Source organism: Companilactobacillus sp. FL22-3, assembly GCF_054881455.1.
Genome location: NZ_JBTYYZ010000002.1, coordinates 189,075 through 205,103 on the forward strand (window position 1 = coordinate 189,075; position 16,029 = coordinate 205,103).

Annotated in this window: 18 protein-coding genes; 10 read left to right on the forward strand and 8 right to left on the reverse strand. The window is 36.4% G+C overall.

The window, feature by feature from the left end; genetic code table 11:
• Positions 1-218 precede the first annotated feature (218 nt).
• Entirely contained in the window at positions 219-995 is a 777-nt protein-coding gene (locus ACYT32_RS02935) for a potassium channel family protein (RefSeq protein WP_395264384.1), read from the reverse strand.
• Positions 996-1,227: 232 nt separating this feature from the next.
• Here ACYT32_RS02935 and ACYT32_RS02940 point away from each other — a divergent pair, with 232 nt between their 5' ends.
• Positions 1,228-3,180, forward strand: a complete 1,953-nt coding sequence (locus ACYT32_RS02940; RefSeq protein WP_395264386.1) for a GTP-binding protein — start codon at positions 1,228-1,230, stop codon at positions 3,178-3,180.
• 91 nt (positions 3,181-3,271) lie between these two features.
• Here ACYT32_RS02940 and ACYT32_RS02945 read toward each other — a convergent pair whose 3' ends face one another.
• Positions 3,272-3,697, reverse strand: coding sequence for a universal stress protein (locus ACYT32_RS02945; protein ID WP_395264387.1), 426 nt, complete (start codon positions 3,695-3,697; stop codon positions 3,272-3,274).
• A 138-nt stretch (positions 3,698-3,835) separates the two neighbouring features.
• Between ACYT32_RS02945 and ACYT32_RS02950 the strand changes: the two genes are divergently transcribed.
• Positions 3,836-4,126 carry a hypothetical protein gene (locus ACYT32_RS02950; RefSeq protein ID WP_395264389.1) on the forward strand — a complete coding sequence of 97 codons (291 nt, stop codon included), beginning with the start codon at positions 3,836-3,838 and terminating at the stop codon, positions 4,124-4,126.
• A 52-nt stretch (positions 4,127-4,178) separates the two neighbouring features.
• Here the strand turns inward: ACYT32_RS02950 and ACYT32_RS02955 are convergent, their stop codons facing one another.
• Positions 4,179-4,715: a phosphatidylglycerophosphatase A family protein gene (locus tag ACYT32_RS02955; protein ID WP_395264390.1), complete on the reverse strand. Its 537-nt coding sequence runs from the start codon at positions 4,713-4,715 to the stop codon at positions 4,179-4,181.
• A gap of 20 nt (positions 4,716-4,735) precedes the next feature.
• Positions 4,736-5,392 (reverse strand): HD domain-containing protein, encoded by a 657-nt coding sequence (locus tag ACYT32_RS02960; protein ID WP_395264391.1) that lies wholly within the window; start codon positions 5,390-5,392, stop codon positions 4,736-4,738.
• A gap of 167 nt (positions 5,393-5,559) precedes the next feature.
• Between ACYT32_RS02960 and ACYT32_RS02965 the strand changes: the two genes are divergently transcribed.
• The 3 genes from ACYT32_RS02965 to ACYT32_RS02975 all read left to right on the forward strand — a co-directional run bounded on the left by ACYT32_RS02965 (position 5,560) and on the right by ACYT32_RS02975 (position 8,275).
• Complete coding sequence (locus ACYT32_RS02965) at positions 5,560-6,123, forward strand: peroxiredoxin (protein ID WP_395264393.1); 564 nt, start codon at positions 5,560-5,562, stop codon at positions 6,121-6,123.
• Positions 6,124-6,528: 405 nt separating this feature from the next.
• Positions 6,529-7,281 (forward strand): nicotinamide riboside transporter PnuC, encoded by a 753-nt coding sequence (gene pnuC, locus ACYT32_RS02970; protein ID WP_395264394.1) that lies wholly within the window; start codon positions 6,529-6,531, stop codon positions 7,279-7,281.
• 76 nt (positions 7,282-7,357) lie between these two features.
• Positions 7,358-8,275, forward strand: a complete 918-nt coding sequence (locus ACYT32_RS02975; protein ID WP_395264395.1) for an alpha/beta hydrolase — start codon at positions 7,358-7,360, stop codon at positions 8,273-8,275.
• A 98-nt stretch (positions 8,276-8,373) separates the two neighbouring features.
• Here the strand turns inward: ACYT32_RS02975 and ACYT32_RS02980 are convergent, their stop codons facing one another.
• From ACYT32_RS02980 to ACYT32_RS02990, 3 genes are all read right to left on the reverse strand, one after another.
• Positions 8,374-8,751 carry a YxeA family protein gene (locus ACYT32_RS02980; RefSeq protein ID WP_395264396.1) on the reverse strand — a complete coding sequence of 126 codons (378 nt, stop codon included), beginning with the start codon at positions 8,749-8,751 and terminating at the stop codon, positions 8,374-8,376.
• 82 nt (positions 8,752-8,833) lie between these two features.
• Entirely contained in the window at positions 8,834-9,214 is a 381-nt protein-coding gene (locus ACYT32_RS02985; protein WP_461793355.1) for a hypothetical protein, read from the reverse strand.
• Between the two features lie 368 nt (positions 9,215-9,582).
• Positions 9,583-10,113 carry a tyrosine-type recombinase/integrase gene (locus tag ACYT32_RS02990; RefSeq protein WP_395264479.1) on the reverse strand — a complete coding sequence of 177 codons (531 nt, stop codon included), beginning with the start codon at positions 10,111-10,113 and terminating at the stop codon, positions 9,583-9,585.
• A 109-nt stretch (positions 10,114-10,222) separates the two neighbouring features.
• On the opposite strand from ACYT32_RS02990, the gene ACYT32_RS02995 reads away from it, so the two are divergent.
• From ACYT32_RS02995 to ACYT32_RS03005, 3 genes are all read left to right on the forward strand, one after another.
• Positions 10,223-10,630 carry a hypothetical protein gene (locus ACYT32_RS02995; RefSeq protein WP_395264399.1) on the forward strand — a complete coding sequence of 136 codons (408 nt, stop codon included), beginning with the start codon at positions 10,223-10,225 and terminating at the stop codon, positions 10,628-10,630.
• 412 nt (positions 10,631-11,042) lie between these two features.
• Complete coding sequence (locus ACYT32_RS03000) at positions 11,043-11,453, forward strand: hypothetical protein (RefSeq protein WP_395264400.1); 411 nt, start codon at positions 11,043-11,045, stop codon at positions 11,451-11,453.
• A 239-nt stretch (positions 11,454-11,692) separates the two neighbouring features.
• Positions 11,693-11,845 (forward strand): hypothetical protein, encoded by a 153-nt coding sequence (locus tag ACYT32_RS03005; protein WP_395264401.1) that lies wholly within the window; start codon positions 11,693-11,695, stop codon positions 11,843-11,845.
• Between the two features lie 20 nt (positions 11,846-11,865).
• Here ACYT32_RS03005 and ACYT32_RS03010 read toward each other — a convergent pair whose 3' ends face one another.
• The gene (locus tag ACYT32_RS03010; RefSeq protein WP_395264402.1) at positions 11,866-13,155 is read right to left on the reverse strand and encodes a glycosyltransferase family 2 protein; all 1,290 of its coding nucleotides are present in this window, start codon (positions 13,153-13,155) and stop codon (positions 11,866-11,868) included.
• 162 nt (positions 13,156-13,317) lie between these two features.
• Between ACYT32_RS03010 and ACYT32_RS03015 the strand changes: the two genes are divergently transcribed.
• Together ACYT32_RS03015 and ACYT32_RS03020 are read left to right on the forward strand one after the other, a co-directional pair.
• Entirely contained in the window at positions 13,318-14,265 is a 948-nt protein-coding gene (locus ACYT32_RS03015) for a LacI family DNA-binding transcriptional regulator (RefSeq protein WP_395264403.1), read from the forward strand.
• A gap of 94 nt (positions 14,266-14,359) precedes the next feature.
• Positions 14,360-16,021 (forward strand): glycoside hydrolase family 13 protein, encoded by a 1,662-nt coding sequence (locus ACYT32_RS03020; protein ID WP_395264404.1) that lies wholly within the window; start codon positions 14,360-14,362, stop codon positions 16,019-16,021.
• Positions 16,022-16,029: the final 8 nt, after the last annotated feature.

Below are 16,029 nucleotides of genomic sequence, written 5' to 3' on the forward strand. Positions count from 1 at the left end.
ACTACCGGGTAAGTAGTGGAATTGTTAGAAGGGTTATCTATAGAAGAATAGTACTAATGAGAATTTTGGTTGTATTATTGCATATTTTGGGTTTCTTCTAACAAAACTTATTATATTACAACCTATACAAAATTAGTAGTATAAATTATAAAAAATATCAATGAAAGTGTTTTAACAATTTAAAAGAAATCGAGAAAAGATTTCCAATGATGTTTTATTTACTTTTTGGTTTGTTTTTTTAATGTATCTTGAGCTTTTAAGTCAATCAGATCCTTTCTTAATTTTCGATTTTCCTTTTCGATTTTATCCAATTTCAAAAGAATCTTATCTAACTTGTCTTCATTTTTTTTATCTTTTTCAGTTGTGACGTAATTCGTGATCGTACTGGTCAATGTTCCGATAAATCCAATTCCGACTAGCATCAAGGTCACAGCAGCGATACGTCCAATTAAGGTGCGTGGAGCCACGTCTCCATATCCAACGGTTGAGGCCGTCACGATTGCCCACCAAAACGAATTACTCAGCGATACACCTTCTGCCAGGGAATAGGTCAAGGCTGCTGTGATCAGAACAATTCCACAGATGATAACTAAATAAATGAATCCATTGATTTTCAAAAACTTTTTAGCGTTCTTTTGAAGTTTTCCAGCTGTGCCAATGAAACGTACTAGTGTGAAAAACTTGGCAAATCTTAAAACGTTGACGACACGAAAGATCCTAAAACCGTTAAAAATGGTATTGAAAGGTAAAATAGCTAACAAATCAACAATATTATGCTTAAAAAATTCGATTTTATTCTTGGCCAAATACAATCGTCCAAAATAATCAAATGCGAAGATCAATAAGGTGACAATGTCGATTTCAATGTAGGGCGAGCGGGAAATATCAAAACCTGGTAAGTAATTTAAGATCAGAATCGTCAATGACGCCAGTCCAGCTAAGACAATTACTACGTAATAACCATCTGAGTGTATAAATTTATGGAATTTTTGCATTTTTACCATTCCTATCGAGTTACTTTCTAATTTGTAATATAGCACGAACTAATAAATTTCAACCGTTTTTTGTTAAAAATTATCAAATCAGGAAGCAAATTAACATATTTGTTTTACGAAAACATAAACAACAAAACTACCCAAACCAATGTTTCAAACCGTCGCTGTTAGTCTAGAATCTGGCTGATGTGCTAAAATTACAATCATGAATGTTTTGGGGGAGGAGTCAAGCATGAAAAAAATCGTTACAGGTATTGTTGCCCATGTTGATGCTGGCAAAACTACATTATCAGAAGCCATGCTTTATCAATCTGGTGCCATTCGCAAGGTGGGACGAGTCGATAAAGGTGAGGCCTTCTTGGACCCAGATAAGTTGGAGAAAAAACGTGGTATTACTATTTTTTCTCATCAGGCCAATTTAACTTATCAGCAATTGCAATTGACTTTATTGGATACCCCAGGTCACGTTGACTTTTCTGCCCAGACGGAACAAGTTTTATCGGTACTTGATTATGCAATACTAGTTATTTCGGCGACTGATGGGGTTCAAGGATATACGAGAACGCTCTGGAATCTATTACAACGGTATCAAATTCCCACCTTTATTTTTGTAAACAAAGTCGATATTGATTCAGTCGATGCAGTCCATGTTTTGGACGATATTCAAAGTCAACTTTCTCCGGGCTGTATCGCTTTCAACAGTTTAGAATCTTCGGCAATGCCCACTGATTCTTTAGAAGAAATGGCAATTCAAGACGATGATGTTTTAGAGTCATTTTTGAACCAAGGGACTCTTACTGAAACGACTATTCAAAAATTGATTCAGGAACGAAAAGTTTATCCGGTCTACTTTGGGTCGGCCTTAAAGCTGATGGGTGTCAATGATTTTCTGAACGGATTAGAACAATGGACAGTTGAGTCCACGTTTGCGACTGATTTTTCGGCTAAGGTATTTAAGATCTCTCATGATGAAAAGAATGAACGTTTAACTTGGGTTCGGGTGACTGGTGGAGTATTGCCGAATAAAACGGTGCTGGTAAAAGATCAAAAAGCCAATCAATTGCGAGTTTATGATGGTGCTAAGTATGCCACTACCCCTGAGGCGACAACTGGGATGGTCTGTGCAATTACTGGGTTGAACGATACTTATCCTGGACAAGGTTTGGGAAAAGCCAAAGATAGTAATAAACCAGTGCTCCAGCCAGTCTTGACTTTTACCGTTGATCCTCAAGGAAATGATATCCAAGTATGTTTAAAGGCCTTAAGAGAGTTAGAAGATGAAGATCCGTTGTTACACGTTGTCTGGTCCAATCAATTGCAAGAAATAAGAGTTCAAATAATGGGTACGGTGCAACTAGAAGTTTTGCAACAAATTTTGTTGGACCGTTTCCAACTAGCGGTCGACTTTGATCAGGGCAGTATTCTTTATCAAGAAACAATTACCGATTCAATAGAAGGCGTAGGTCATTTTGAACCTTTGCGTCACTATTCAGAAGTTCACTTGTTGATGGAACCACTAGCTGCGGGCAGTGGCTTAGTCTTTGATTCCGATTGTAGTTTGGATACTTTAGCTAGTAATTGGCAACATCAAGTGTTGACTAATTTAGCCACTAAAGAGCATCTAGGAGTTTTGATTGGGGCTCCAATTACCGATATGAAAATAACTTTGATCAATGGCCGAGCCAGTAACGTTCATTCGGTAGGTGGAGATTTTCGAGAAGCAACTTGGCGGGCAGTTCGTCAGGGGTTGATGATGTTGAAACAACGTAATCAGTGTCAATTATTAGAGCCTTGGTATCGGTTCCGACTATTGGTTGATCAAGCACAAGTTGGTCGAGTAATGAATGATATTCAACAAATGAGTGGGACTTTCAATCCACCAGATTCTGCCACAGCTGATCAATTAGTTGAAATAACTGGTTTTGCGCCCGTTTCCGAAATGCAAGGGTATAGTCAAAAAGTTAATGCCTTTACTCACGGAATGGGCCAATTGGAATGTATTGTAGATGGTTATCGTCCTTGCCACAATGCCCAAGAAATTATCGATCGAACTGACTATCATCCCGTCGCTGATTTGGAAAATACGCCAGATTCTGTCTTTTGTGCCCATGGAGCAGGATACCCAGTTGCCTGGAATGACGTCCCACAAATGGCACATGTTGGTTATTCATATGCTCAAAAGTGATTCTGAACAAAAATTTTGCCTGGTTTCGATGTAAAAAATAATCCCAGTGAGTTTCACCAATTTTTGGTGATCCACTGGGATTTTCATTATTCTAGGCGACGATTAAAAGATTGATATCAGTGTGTTCGGAGACGTAGCGGGTAACTGAACCAACGAATACTCGGGTAAAAGGACTAGTACCCGTTTTACCCATAACGATTAGATCAATACCGTTCTCCTTAGGAAAATCTACCAAACGCTCCCTAGGTTCACCCTCTAGTAGTTGTACTTTGGCCTCTAAATTAGTAGCAGAGACCAAGTCAGCGGCTTTTTTCAAGTCACGTTGGGCAGCGGCTTGTAAATCTTTTGTTAGACCTGGAGCATATGAAACACCGACATTAATTGGCAAGTTGGCAGTGTTAACTACTGAAACCAAGTAAAGTTCAGCGTCGAAATGTTTTGCCAAATCGATTGCGGCATTTAAAGCATTATAAGCACTTTGACTTCCGTCAATGGCGACTAAAATCTTCTTATACATATCATGAACCCTCCTAATCTACTAATTAACCAAATTTTACCAATTTTCTGGCTGATTTGTTAATAAATATCCAAATAAATTAATAATATTTGTTATACTATTTCTTAAACAAGGACAATTTTTTAGGGGATTATTGTTATGCAAACTAGGGACAGATTGGAATTCATCAAGCAAGAATGCCAAATTCGCTCTGAATTACAGAAGATACAGTTTGCTCATTACTTTTCCAATAATTTTATGGAAAAAAATACGCAATATTTCTGTATTGAAGAATTCTTCGAAGCACTTGGCATTACAAGTCAGGCTGCATTGGAAAGATTGCCAATGGAAGTCTGGGAACGGCACGTACAAAAGACCACTGTTTTTGATTCTTGGCAGGAAATGCTCAATACGGCCGGCCAAGAGTTTGCTATGAAATATTATCATTAAAGTTCAAAAGCCGCTTGATTCAGTTTGGAATCAGACGGCTTTTATAATCTTCTTAAGATGATTCTTGGTGTTCTTTTTTCAACATCTCATCAACGGCATGTTCGTTATGAGCTAGCCAGCCACAAGCAGCAGCTGCAATGGCGCCAACGAGGTCGTCCAAGAAAACATTGATCTGACCAGTTGATTTGTCATTCAAATGACCTAAGATACCATGTTTTAACTTATCGACATAACCATAATTAGTGACCGAAACCGAACCGTAAAGACTGGCTAAGGTGATGGCCAAGTTCTCGTCGATTCCATAGGTTGACTCGTCAGTTTGCATGATACGTTGCATTGGTGCTGATAGTAAACCTTTTTCGGCTAGGATATCCAATTCAATTCCCGTCATGATTGCATTTTGAGCTTCACGTTTGTGGAGCACTTTGTTAATAGCGTGAATCGAAATTTCTTCATCTAATCCATCAATGTAGTCTTTTTCTAAAAAGATAACGATCTCGGCGATATCTTTTAACTCAACGCCACGTTCTTTTAAGTTTCTGATGATGTGTTCATAATATTGTCTATCTTGTTCTGCAAATGATACCAATTGAATTACTTCCTTCGTATTTATTTTTCGGAGTCCCATTCAGCCTTGAATTCATCAAGAAAATCGACCATATATTGATGTCTTTGTTCGGCAATACTTTTAGCTGTTGGGGTATTCATCATAGCAGTTAATTTCAATAATTTCTCGTAAAAATGATTAATAATAGTCTCGTTATTTAAATTACGGTACTCGGCCTTGGTAAAAGATTCTCTTGGAGAAATTTTTGGGTCGTAGATGACTTCGGAATTGGCTCCACCGTAATAAATAGCTCTAATAATACCGATTGCACCAATGGCATCTAAACGGTCGGCATCTTGGACGATTTGGCCAGCTAAGGAGAGCTTGGGTGGATTATCAGACAGCGACTTGCTAAAGGATAAGTTGTGGGAGATATACATTATTTCCTGGATCTGTGCTTCTGAAAGTCCGATTGATTGGAGAAATTGTTTGATTTCTTTCTCTAAAGCCGCTGGGTCAGCTACTAATTTATCGTCAGCTACATCATGCAAGTAGGCGGCTCCCAAGGTTATTAAATGATCAGCAGGTTCTGTTTTCAAGATTTTCTTGGCTGTCTTGATTACTCTTTGAATATGGTCAAAGTTGTGTCCGGTTTTGTCCGTGTGCATTTTCTGATAAGAAAAAGTCTTGATTGCCTCAATTTGTTCGGTTGGAGTCATTTCTTAATCCCTCTTTTAGTTAATAATTATATTGTGGCACAAATTGTATTATTTTAAAAATAATAGTAAATATTTGTTAGAATGGAACTGTATAAACAGACTGTTGCTGTTGGCAATTATTGACGGTTTGATTTATAATTAAAACAGAACTTAGGGAGGCCTAACAAATGAATTATATTAATAAAGAAATACCAGATTTCAATGTTGATGCATATCAACAAGGCGAATTGAAGCAATTCAAGAAGTCAGATTTGCTCGGTAAGTGGTCGATTATTTTCTTCTATCCGGCCGATTTTTCATTCGTTTGTCCAACAGAATTAAGTGATCTGCAAGATTCATATCAAGATTTTCAAGCTGCCGGTGCTGAGATCTATTCGGTATCAGTCGACAGTCAATTTGCACACATGTCATGGGCAGAGACGACCGATACGATTGGTAAGATCCAATACCCAATGTTATCTGACCAAAAACACCAATTAGCAGATTTCTTCAATGTGCTTGATGAGGATAGTGGTCAAGCTTATCGTGGGGTCTTTATCGTCGATCCTAAAGGTATTATCAAGTCATACACCGTTAATGCAATGGGAATTGGACGCAATGCTCAAGAAATTTTACGGACTTTGCAAGCAGCCCAATTCGTTGAAAAACATGGTGATAAAGTATGTCCAGCTAACTGGCATCCAGGGGAAGACACTTTGAAACCTGGAGCAGATTTAGTTGGTAAGATTTAATTTAACAATTTCTTGAACCTTCAAATATTTCCATAATTTTTAAAAAGAACTCTTTTGATTTCATTCCGGAATCGAAAGGGTTCTTTTGGTGTTATAGCGATACGGTTGGACCAATTTTTGTTCGTTATAACAATATGTTGTGTAGGAATTTAAAAAAAATCAATATCTTGTATCGAATGATAAATTCCTGTTTACTAGGGCAAGTAATCGCTTTCGTTCGATATGGCACCATTACATTCAAATCTGTCACGACCAAATTGGAGGAAATTGGTGGTATGATTTTAAATGTCGATTAAATTGATATTTCGAAATAAATCAATTTGAGGGATAAATAAAATTAATTGTTTTGGGATATGAATACCACAAGAAAATGTTCCAATTTCAATTTAAGAGGAGAAGAAACAAATGAGTATTTTCGATCCAAGATGGTATGTAGAGCAGATGAAACACTGGAGTTTCAGAAGTTACATGCTACTTATGTTTGGCTTGGGGGCCATTACTGCTTCAACACTAGCACATTCTATTACTGGTATCGCAATTTGGACTTGGTTAGCTGCCTGTTTAGGTTTTACTTGTACGATTGCCATTACTAATGCTAAACCATTGAACGGTGTTTTAGGTTTAGTTTCAGCCTTAATTTATATCTACGTTGCTATCAGTGCTAAAAACTTCTCAGATGTTGTTTTGCAACTTAGTTATATTATCTTATTAGATATTCCTGTTTTAATCAGTCCACAATGGGCTAAAGACGCCGAGAAACATATTCATGGTCTAACGGCGAAAAAGTGGTTCAATACAGCGGTGTTCTTTTTCGTTGCTTGGGGCTTGCTATATTTGATGGATACACATTTGTTTATCAGTCCTAGACCTGTTACTGACTCTGTTGCAGCAGCAATTGGCTTTACAGGTGCTCTTCTATGTACCTTACGTTTCCGTGAACAATATTATTTCTGGACAGCTCAAGGTATTATGTCAATCGTTCTTTGGGGAATTACTGCTACTCAAGGCGATGCCAGTCCAGTTATGTTCCTAACTTATATCATGTACTTTATGAACGATATAATTGCTTTCTTTGATTCACACATCCACTGGTTCCACAAAGATGCGACAGAGAATCGTTTACGTGATGAAAAACTTTCTCAAGAACAAGTTCAATAAGTCTTTTAGTTGCAATTAAATTACCTTTTAGCTTATGATGATTTAGCATTGATCAATAAGAATAGGGTAGTTTATTATGCATGTGAAAAAATTTGTAAAAGTAGCTCTGGGCGTTACGATCGGAGTCTTATTAGTCGCTGATTTGGGCGCTAGTGGCTATATGTTTAATTATGCTTTTAGCAAGAATGGCTATAGCAGCGAAGTTAAAAGTAAAATGAGCAAAAATAGTCTGTGGTTCGCTGACCAAAAGCAAGAGATATGGGAGCAGACGACTAAAGATAAAGTCAAATTGAAGGCACGTTATTTGCCGGCCAATCATCAAACTGCTAAGACCGTCGTTGTAATTCATGGTTTTGGTAGTGCTAGTAAGTATATGGGAACGTATGTCAAAATGTTTCACGATGCTGGCTATAACGTACTGGCACCGGATACTCGTTCGTTTGGGATGAGTGGCGGTAAATATGCCGGATACGGCTGGAAAGATCGAACCGATATGGCTGAATGGATCAATATGATCAATCAGAAGTTTGGTTCCAAGTCTGAAGTTGGTTTATTTGGTGTCAGTATGGGTGCTGCCACCGTTATGTATACCTTAGGTGAGAAGCCTAAGAACGTTAAGTTTGCGATTGAAGACTGTGGTTATTCAACTATTTCCGGTGAATTAGATTACCAACTAAAAGAAATGTTTAATTTACCAAGTTTTCCAATCGTACCGACGGCAAGTTTGTATGGAGATGCATTGGCCGGCTATAACTTTTATCAAGCTAGTACCAGGGAGACTCTGAAGAAGAGTAAAGTTCCATTATTCGTTATCCACGGGTCAAAAGATACTTTTGTTCCAACCAAGAATGCTTATCAAAACTATGATTATGCTAAAGGTCCTAAGAAACTTTGGATCGTAAAAGGTGCAGGTCATGCAGAGTCATTGAACGTTGCTGGACAAGAGTATATTACCAATGTGACCAATTACGCGAAGGAATATTTTCAAAAATAAAACCGAATAATTCAAATACCCCTTGATTCAGAAAATTGAATCGAGGGGTATTTTTACGTAGTTTGGTTAGGAATGCATAAGGTAAAACCTTATGAAACTTATTTTTGTTTGAGGATTTTTTCCAAGGGACTGCGAGGAATCGATTCTTTAGGTACTTTCTTCCAAGAGATCACTTGTTGATGCTTTTGATTAAAAGTCACTTCTAGAAAATTATCATTCTTGATGGGGCGGCCTAAGGCGCTGTCAAATTTTAATAGTTTTTCATTGCCATTTTTATCATAGCCGGCTTGCTTATAATCAAATTCATGATAATCATTACCTGAACTATCTTTTTCAATTATTTCTTTATATGATTTTCCAATATAAGTGTAATATGCATCACCACTATAATTAGGTAAATACCATAATTCATAAAGGGCTGCGGGTATTAATAAAATAATTATGGTTATGAAAACAATCCAGATTTTCTTTGTCATGACCATTCCTCCTAGCTTAATTGGAATAATATCACAACTAATTAGGGAGGAGTGCTAACGCTTTTGTAAGGTGTTTAACCTATTATAGGAAGAAATTTTCCTGATAATTGTCGATCGTATCATGATATTTGATGGTCAAATTCAACTGTTGTGCCTTTGATAAGTTGAAATAAAGTACTTGTTCAGCTAGAATTCTTTGAGGTTTCCAAGGTGAAATTAAGTCAGCTGGCAAGATCTCATCGATAATTACAGCTGCCTGACCGACATTTTTAATTGCCAGTTGCTGGTTACTTCGTTGACAAATCAAGTAAGGACGGGTGTTTTGGTACAAAATCTTATTGCGACGTTTTAGAGCATTAGCAATTTTGAATAGGGCAATGGAGCCTAAGATTACACCAACAATTAGACTGACGGCGATTACACAACTATTGATTATAAAGATTATTTGAGTGGCAGATTGCATCTTGATCACTTCCAAAATTTTTATTAATTTCAGTATTTCACATTTCAGTCAATCTTACAATTCCGTCACATGAAACTAACGGTTTAGTTATAGTTTGATTTTCTTATTTACAGCCGGGCACTTTCCCTAGATAATAGTAACCGATAGATGTCAGAGATATTTATCAAATAAAAAAAGTACATGCAATAGTTATGTTGACTCCGTAACTAAATATGTACCATTATGTAAGAGAATGTAATGGTATGTAAAAAAGCCTCTATATCAGACGATATAGGGGCCTTTTTGTCGTAATATTTTGATTCAAGTATGTAATGCCGTGTAAAAAATGTACCGATATGTAACTCTATGTTGTCACAATGTTGTCACGGTTATTCATTTTTATTATTCTCTAAATCATTAGAAATGTTATCCACCTTTTGCAATGCTTTTACCATTTTACTATCTGATTTATTTGTTGAGTGAAGATAGGTATTGATAGTTGTTTGCAAGTTTTTGTGTCCGAGACGTTTTTGAAGGTCTTTGAAAGTTAAATCATAATTATTGTCCAGGAGAAGTGTACCGTGTGTGTGACGGAATACATGTAGTGTAACGTTATGATCTAAATCAATGGCCACGTTTATTTTCTGTTGCCACCTTCTCCGAACTTCGAGAGAAAAATGGGATTTAGTTTTAGGATTCATAAAGATTAATTGATTGCTTAGATCATCGTTTGGATTATCCTTTTTTTGCTGTTTTTTCCATTCTTCTAAAATAGATAATGTGACAATCGGAAACTTATTTTTAAATGATGGTATTAAAATTATTAATGGAATTACAATGGCAAAGATAGCTATAGAAGAGTATTTACCTTTAGAATATACTTCAGGATCTATGTTTGAATAATCGGAGAAAATTATAATCTTTTTATTTGTGTATAATTAATCATGAAATCAATAATTGGGGGGACGTAATGAAAAAAATAGTTTCGAATATTATTGTACAATATGTGCAAAAGAAGAACTCCAACACATGGACGACAATTTTAAACCGAATGATTCAATAATGGTTTGTAAATTTTTTGCAATGGGGATTATAACTATTATGACATTTTTTGGAACATCTATTGGTGTAATGTATTCGGTCACTTCAGGTTATTTTCAAAAAAGTACAGGTAATAGAACTGCGGAATGGTCACATGCTTTTAATAATGAGACATCATTTTATATTAGTCAACTGCTGGGTGCATCTTTTGTTGCCCTTGTACTATTGGCAATTGTTACTGGAATTATTATTGCGATCCAAGAAGATGACAAGAAGAAGCATGACGTTATAAGAAAGGAATTACACAAAAGATATTTGATTGAATCTCATAGTGAATTAATTATGAAAAATGACAAAAAAATAGTTAGCAAAAAACTGCTAACTAGCAATATCTAATTTGTTCAACTCATAACCAACTGATTTTGAAATCGAACACCTTTGGTCACCTTTGACGTATTAAACCCTACATAGTAGGAAGGAACTCCCCCTATCACTGGTATTAATTGATTTTTCAAGCCTTTGTAAAATCAAAAATCAGTTAGTCCTAATCGTTGTTATATCATCGGTTAGAGTTTTTTTCTGTCTCAAAACCAATTACCCAGTGTTCTAGATATTTGTACGTTTTTTTTACAACTCTTCACACCTTTTAACTTCAAATGGAATATATCAATACATTCCAATTAAATATCAACATGAATCAGGATATAAAGGCTGATTTAAGTATAAATTATTAGGGGTTGTAATGAATCTTATAAGGAATATGCTAATTGTATAGGCTACGTATTATCTTTTGTTGGGAGAAACAATAATGTCCGAATGTCATTGTAAATGCAAACAAAAAGAAAGAAAGTATATTGATTATTCTGATGAAGAATTAAAATTGAAGCTAACTGTGAGTCCTATATCTTCGTATTATTTTTCGTTAGCAACCCTTGGATTGGCACTGGTGTTGGGAATTATAGGTTTTCTTAATTATATTCCCTCCAAACCAACTGCATACAAAATAATAAAGTATCAAAAATACTCTACGATTAAACCAATTGATGTTTCAAAATCAAGTGACGTGATAAGTAACGTATTACTTTTGTTTGTTATATTTGCAGTGGGGCTATTGTTATTAGTGGGAATATCTGTATATGTGGAAATGAAAAAAAGATCTGATATATTTTATGAAATACATCAAAGAGAACAAGATAAGAAGGACAAGTGCTGTAAATAACTGCAGTTAAATTTTTTATGAACAATATTTCAACTAAGAATAGGAAGAAACAGAACAGATTTATGCTTATGTTGTTACTGGTGTTGTCACGAAGAACTAATATCTCTTAAATCACTGATACAACTACGATTCAGTAATCCGTTCAGAACTCCGTAACTAGAATGACCGTCCGGAACGTCTGGACGGTTTTTTTGATTTCTGAGAACAACCTTGAGATAATCCTTTCGAGGTGATGAAATATGACAATATTTATGAAGATTTTACAACAAATTCCCAAAGATATTTATTTCCCTAATTTTTTGGAAAGTGCCTTATTAGTATCCTTAGTAGTCAGCCTGGTCCTGTTCGTAACAATTAAACTCTATGAACAACTCAAAAACCATTCAGCTTAATCAGAAGCTGAATGGCTTTTTTAAACTCGTTTAGTTTTGACCCAAGTATTTTGTCCAATCACTTGATGGTAAAGCGACATCAACAGGCTAAAGAAGAGAATAACGTAAACGTATGATACTAAAGCGATGGCTAAAAATAGGTGGCCAGCATGTAATCTTAAGTATGATACATCTGCCTTGTTAATAGTCAGATGATTTTTGTGAGTTAATCGTAATTCTCTTAGGTAAATCAGTGAGAAAATCGTTCCAAAGAATAGACCGATGATGGCTGAAGCAATTAACGCTACGACAATAAATTCAGGGTTTTTGTCATGGCTTAAAATCGAAGTAATGGTGAGATAAATAATACTGAAATCAGCGAGGAAATTTAAAACTGGATTGAAAAAGAAGAAGTAAGTATCCAGTTTTTGCGGTGTAGACATTTCCTTAGAAGTAACGATTCGCTTGAGGTATTTCCAACAATTCAAGCCCCCTTGTGCCCAACGAGATCTTTGAACAATCAACTTCTTAACGCTTAGTAAGGCTTCTTGGGAGACGTATGCCTCACCGATATAACGAATTTTTAGACCTTTTAATTCTAACTGCAAAGTTAATTCATAGTCTTCGAGTAAAGCGTTGCCCCAAGGGATGTAACCTAGTTTGGCAGTGACGGTGGAGTAGCGGAAAAATTGAGCATTGCCACATAGAGCAACCGCACCAATGTTTGATCTGAGGATCTGGGTTAGATGATTGATAATAAAAAATTCGATATCTTGGAACGTTTGCAAGACTCTTCGTGGCGACTTCATTTTGACTCTCAATTGAACAGCATCGGTGGTATTATCCAAAAAAGCTTCATTTAATTTGTCGAAACTATTAGGGCTTAAAACACCATCTGCATCAATTACACCAACGATACATTTGTTGGGATCAAGTTGCTGTTCTTGAATATAATTGGTGACAAAAGGCATGGCTGCGTTTAAAACATCCCCTTTGCCGGTTCTGGCGTTTGGTTTCTGACGCTGAATAATAGCTATTGAATTACCCAAAGCTTGAATCTGTTCCAAAGTATCGTCATCAGAATCGTCATCGATGGCAATAATTTGTTTTCTGCCAGGTAGATTGCTTAAATTTTTAAGGGTATTCTGAATAACTTTTCCTTCATTCAAGCAGGGGACAAGGATGAAATAAAAGAATTCATCAGTTGGAATATTCTGCGAGTTGGAGTTCTTTAGTTTATTTTTTGAAGGTTTTTGTTCGTTAAAATAGATGAGTAACATTAGGAAACATTGAATCATAAAAACCGCTGTTGCTAGCAAATAAAAAAACATATCTGACACCTCCTAGAAATTTTATCCAATACTGTTATATTTCTAGGGAATAATCAAATAATTTATGTAGGCATTTCGTCTTGAGAATATGAAGTAATTTATATGTTTTGAAATCGGTTAATATTGGTATAATTATATTGTGACTTATGGAGGGGGAAAAACATGACGACTTTAGTTGATGTGGCAAAAAGGGCGAATGTTTCAAAAATGACTGTTTCACGGGTAATTAATCATCCGGAAAAAGTCACTGATGAATTGAAGCAGATGGTCTATCAAGCAATGCGCGAGTTAGACTATCACCCCAACATGATAGCAAAGGCTTTGGTAAATAAAAGTACTCGGATTATCAAGCTTTGCATTTTGGAAGATATCGATACAACCGAGCCGTACTATATGAACTTGATGATTGGTATAGCCAAAACTTTAGATCTACACCAGTACTCGTTGCAGCTAGTCACAAGACGTAACTTTGATATTGGTAATTGCGATGGTTATATTATCACCGGTATGCGTGAAAAGGATGTTGATTGGATCAAGAAGTTGCAGAAGCCAGTGATTATGTTTGGCGAAAATCGTTATGGTTTTGATTATGTTGATACCAACAATAAAGCAGGTGCTTACAAGTTGGCCCAACTCGCCTTGGAAAAAGGTTATGATCGTCTGATCTATATCGGAATCGATTCGAAGGAATCCTTTGAATATTCTCGTGAAGCCGGTTATTTGCAGCAAGTTCAAGAAAAGCGAATGATGCCTGAATTGCATCGTTTTGGTAATCACAGTCATTTGGCAGAGGAATTTGTCGAACAGAATTGGGACAATATTACCGAGAACACAGCTTTTATCTGCGCCTCTGATCGGTTAGCAATCGGAATTGAACGTGGTGTCGTCCGTTGCGGCGGGAAAATTCCTGAAGAATTCGGAGTGACTGGATTTGACGGAGTTTTTCTAAATCAAGTCGCCTCGCCTAAAATTACGACAATCAAACAGTCGATTATCGAAATGGGCAGTGCTTGTGGTGAAAATCTGCTGGATAAGATCAACTCCAACGCCAGTCAAGGTTCGCTCGTCTTTGAACCTAAAATCAGTTTGGGCGGTACTTTACGAAAATAAACTGTTACCGATAACATACAATATAGCCTTGCTTAGGTGAGGCTTACTTTTTTATACTGGACTGTAAGGGTTTACACAAAGGGGGCAACTTGTTGTGAATTGGTATGATCAAGCAATTATTTACCAAATTTACCCCAAAAGTTTTCAAGATACCAATGATGATGGTATCGGGGACTTGCCTGGGGTTACAAAACATTTAAAGTACATCAAAGATATGGGATTCAATGCAATTTGGCTTAATCCAATCTTCGTATCTCCACAGATAGATAATGGTTATGACGTTTCTAACTATTTTGCGATTGATCCTATATTAGGGGATACGACCGATTTTTCAGAGCTGGTGTCAAAAGCTCATAAATTAGGTCTGCATATCATTTTGGACTTACCGATCAATCATACATCTGATCAACATCCTTGGTTTAAAGATGCTATCAATGACGCTCATAGTATCTTTAAGGATTATTACATTTGGCATGATGCAGTCGCTGGTCATGAGCCTAATAATTGGGGTTCATTTTTTGGAGGCAGTGTTTGGGAACAAAATCCTAACAATTCTCATGAGTATTTTTTTCACTTGTTTGACAAAAAGATGCCTGACTTGAACTGGAAAAATCCCGAAGTTCAAAAGTCGATTGCCGATATTGCTAAATTTTGGATCGACAAAGGTGTAGATGGATTCAGACTCGATGCTTTCATCCATATCGCCAAAGCCAATTTTGCACAAAATTCTTTGATCGCTAACGAAAAGTTTCCAATTGATGATACTTTTTATGCCAAGTTGCCAGCCGTTAAGGATTATATGAGCGGTTTTGTGAAAGAATTGAAACAATACAAATCTGATGTCTTTTTGTTCGGGGAAGCTTCTTCTGCCAAGGCTAGAGATGCGGCAGAGTATACTCGAAAAGATGGCAATGTTTGCGATGTAGTGGTCAACTCCGATAATTATGGGGAAGTCTTTGATGATAGTAATCCTGACATTCCTAGATTCTTCCAAGATCGGAAGTTGTCGTTAGATTCGTTGAAGCAAACCTATGTTGAATGGGAAAGTATCTTGAACGATGTCAGTTTACCAACTTTGACTTGGGGAAATCATGATATCAGTCGAGTGCTAGATCGTTTGAACCTGCCGATTGAAAATGAACGAGTCACTAAAATGTTAGCGACATTATTGTTCTTACAACGGGGTATACCAGTTATTTACTACGGGGAAGAAATTGGCATGCACGGGCTGAAATTTGCTAAAGTTGACGATTTTCAAGATCAAAGAGCAGAAGATTTGATCAAGAGTCTCCGCCAAAAGTCATATAAAGATGAAGAAATATTGCACTATTTGAATGGACAGGATGAAATGACTGCCCGTGGACCAATGCAATGGAATGCTACCAAATATCATGGTTTCTCCAATGTACAGCCATGGAATTGGGCACTAACTGATGAAAATAACGTTCATCAAGAAAAAAATCAGCCCGATAGCATTTTGAATTACTATCAGCAAGTTTTGAAGTTGAAAAAACATCGTTGCTTTACTAATGGTCAATATGAATTGTTGCTCACCGATCCGCAAGTATATGCCTACCTAATGGAGACAACAAATACAAAAGGTATCGTAGTAGCCAACTTTTCTGATCAAAAGAAGCAATTCAAACTGCCTAAAGCAGTTTGGAAAAAAGTATTAACTAATTCTGCGGTTAAACATGTCAATGAAACGCTTGAATTAGAACCTTGGGGTTGTTGTGTTTTAGAATCAAAAAAATAGTGGGGTGT

What these genes read in the sequence shown, in the direction of transcription:
- ACYT32_RS03005 (WP_395264401.1), top strand. Translation starts at nt 11,693, where the DNA reads ATGACAATATTTATGAAGATTTTACAACAAATTCCCAAAGATATTTAT.
- ACYT32_RS03000 (WP_395264400.1), top strand. Translation starts at nt 11,043, where the DNA reads ATGTCCGAATGTCATTGTAAATGCAAACAAAAAGAAAGAAAGTATATT.
- ACYT32_RS03010 (WP_395264402.1), bottom strand. Translation starts at nt 13,155, where the DNA reads ATGTTTTTTTATTTGCTAGCAACAGCGGTTTTTATGATTCAATGTTTC.
- ACYT32_RS02935 (WP_395264384.1), bottom strand. Translation starts at nt 995, where the DNA reads ATGCAAAAATTCCATAAATTTATACACTCAGATGGTTATTACGTAGTA.
- ACYT32_RS03015 (WP_395264403.1), top strand. Translation starts at nt 13,318, where the DNA reads ATGACGACTTTAGTTGATGTGGCAAAAAGGGCGAATGTTTCAAAAATG.
- ACYT32_RS02975 (WP_395264395.1), top strand. Translation starts at nt 7,358, where the DNA reads ATGCATGTGAAAAAATTTGTAAAAGTAGCTCTGGGCGTTACGATCGGA.
- pnuC (WP_395264394.1), top strand. Translation starts at nt 6,529, where the DNA reads ATGAGTATTTTCGATCCAAGATGGTATGTAGAGCAGATGAAACACTGG.
- ACYT32_RS02965 (WP_395264393.1), top strand. Translation starts at nt 5,560, where the DNA reads ATGAATTATATTAATAAAGAAATACCAGATTTCAATGTTGATGCATAT.
- ACYT32_RS02985 (WP_461793355.1), bottom strand. Translation starts at nt 9,214, where the DNA reads ATGCAATCTGCCACTCAAATAATCTTTATAATCAATAGTTGTGTAATC.
- ACYT32_RS02950 (WP_395264389.1), top strand. Translation starts at nt 3,836, where the DNA reads ATGCAAACTAGGGACAGATTGGAATTCATCAAGCAAGAATGCCAAATT.
- ACYT32_RS02960 (WP_395264391.1), bottom strand. Translation starts at nt 5,392, where the DNA reads ATGACTCCAACCGAACAAATTGAGGCAATCAAGACTTTTTCTTATCAG.
- ACYT32_RS02945 (WP_395264387.1), bottom strand. Translation starts at nt 3,697, where the DNA reads ATGTATAAGAAGATTTTAGTCGCCATTGACGGAAGTCAAAGTGCTTAT.
- ACYT32_RS02980 (WP_395264396.1), bottom strand. Translation starts at nt 8,751, where the DNA reads ATGACAAAGAAAATCTGGATTGTTTTCATAACCATAATTATTTTATTA.
- ACYT32_RS02995 (WP_395264399.1), top strand. Translation starts at nt 10,223, where the DNA reads ATGGACGACAATTTTAAACCGAATGATTCAATAATGGTTTGTAAATTT.
- ACYT32_RS02940 (WP_395264386.1), top strand. Translation starts at nt 1,228, where the DNA reads ATGAAAAAAATCGTTACAGGTATTGTTGCCCATGTTGATGCTGGCAAA.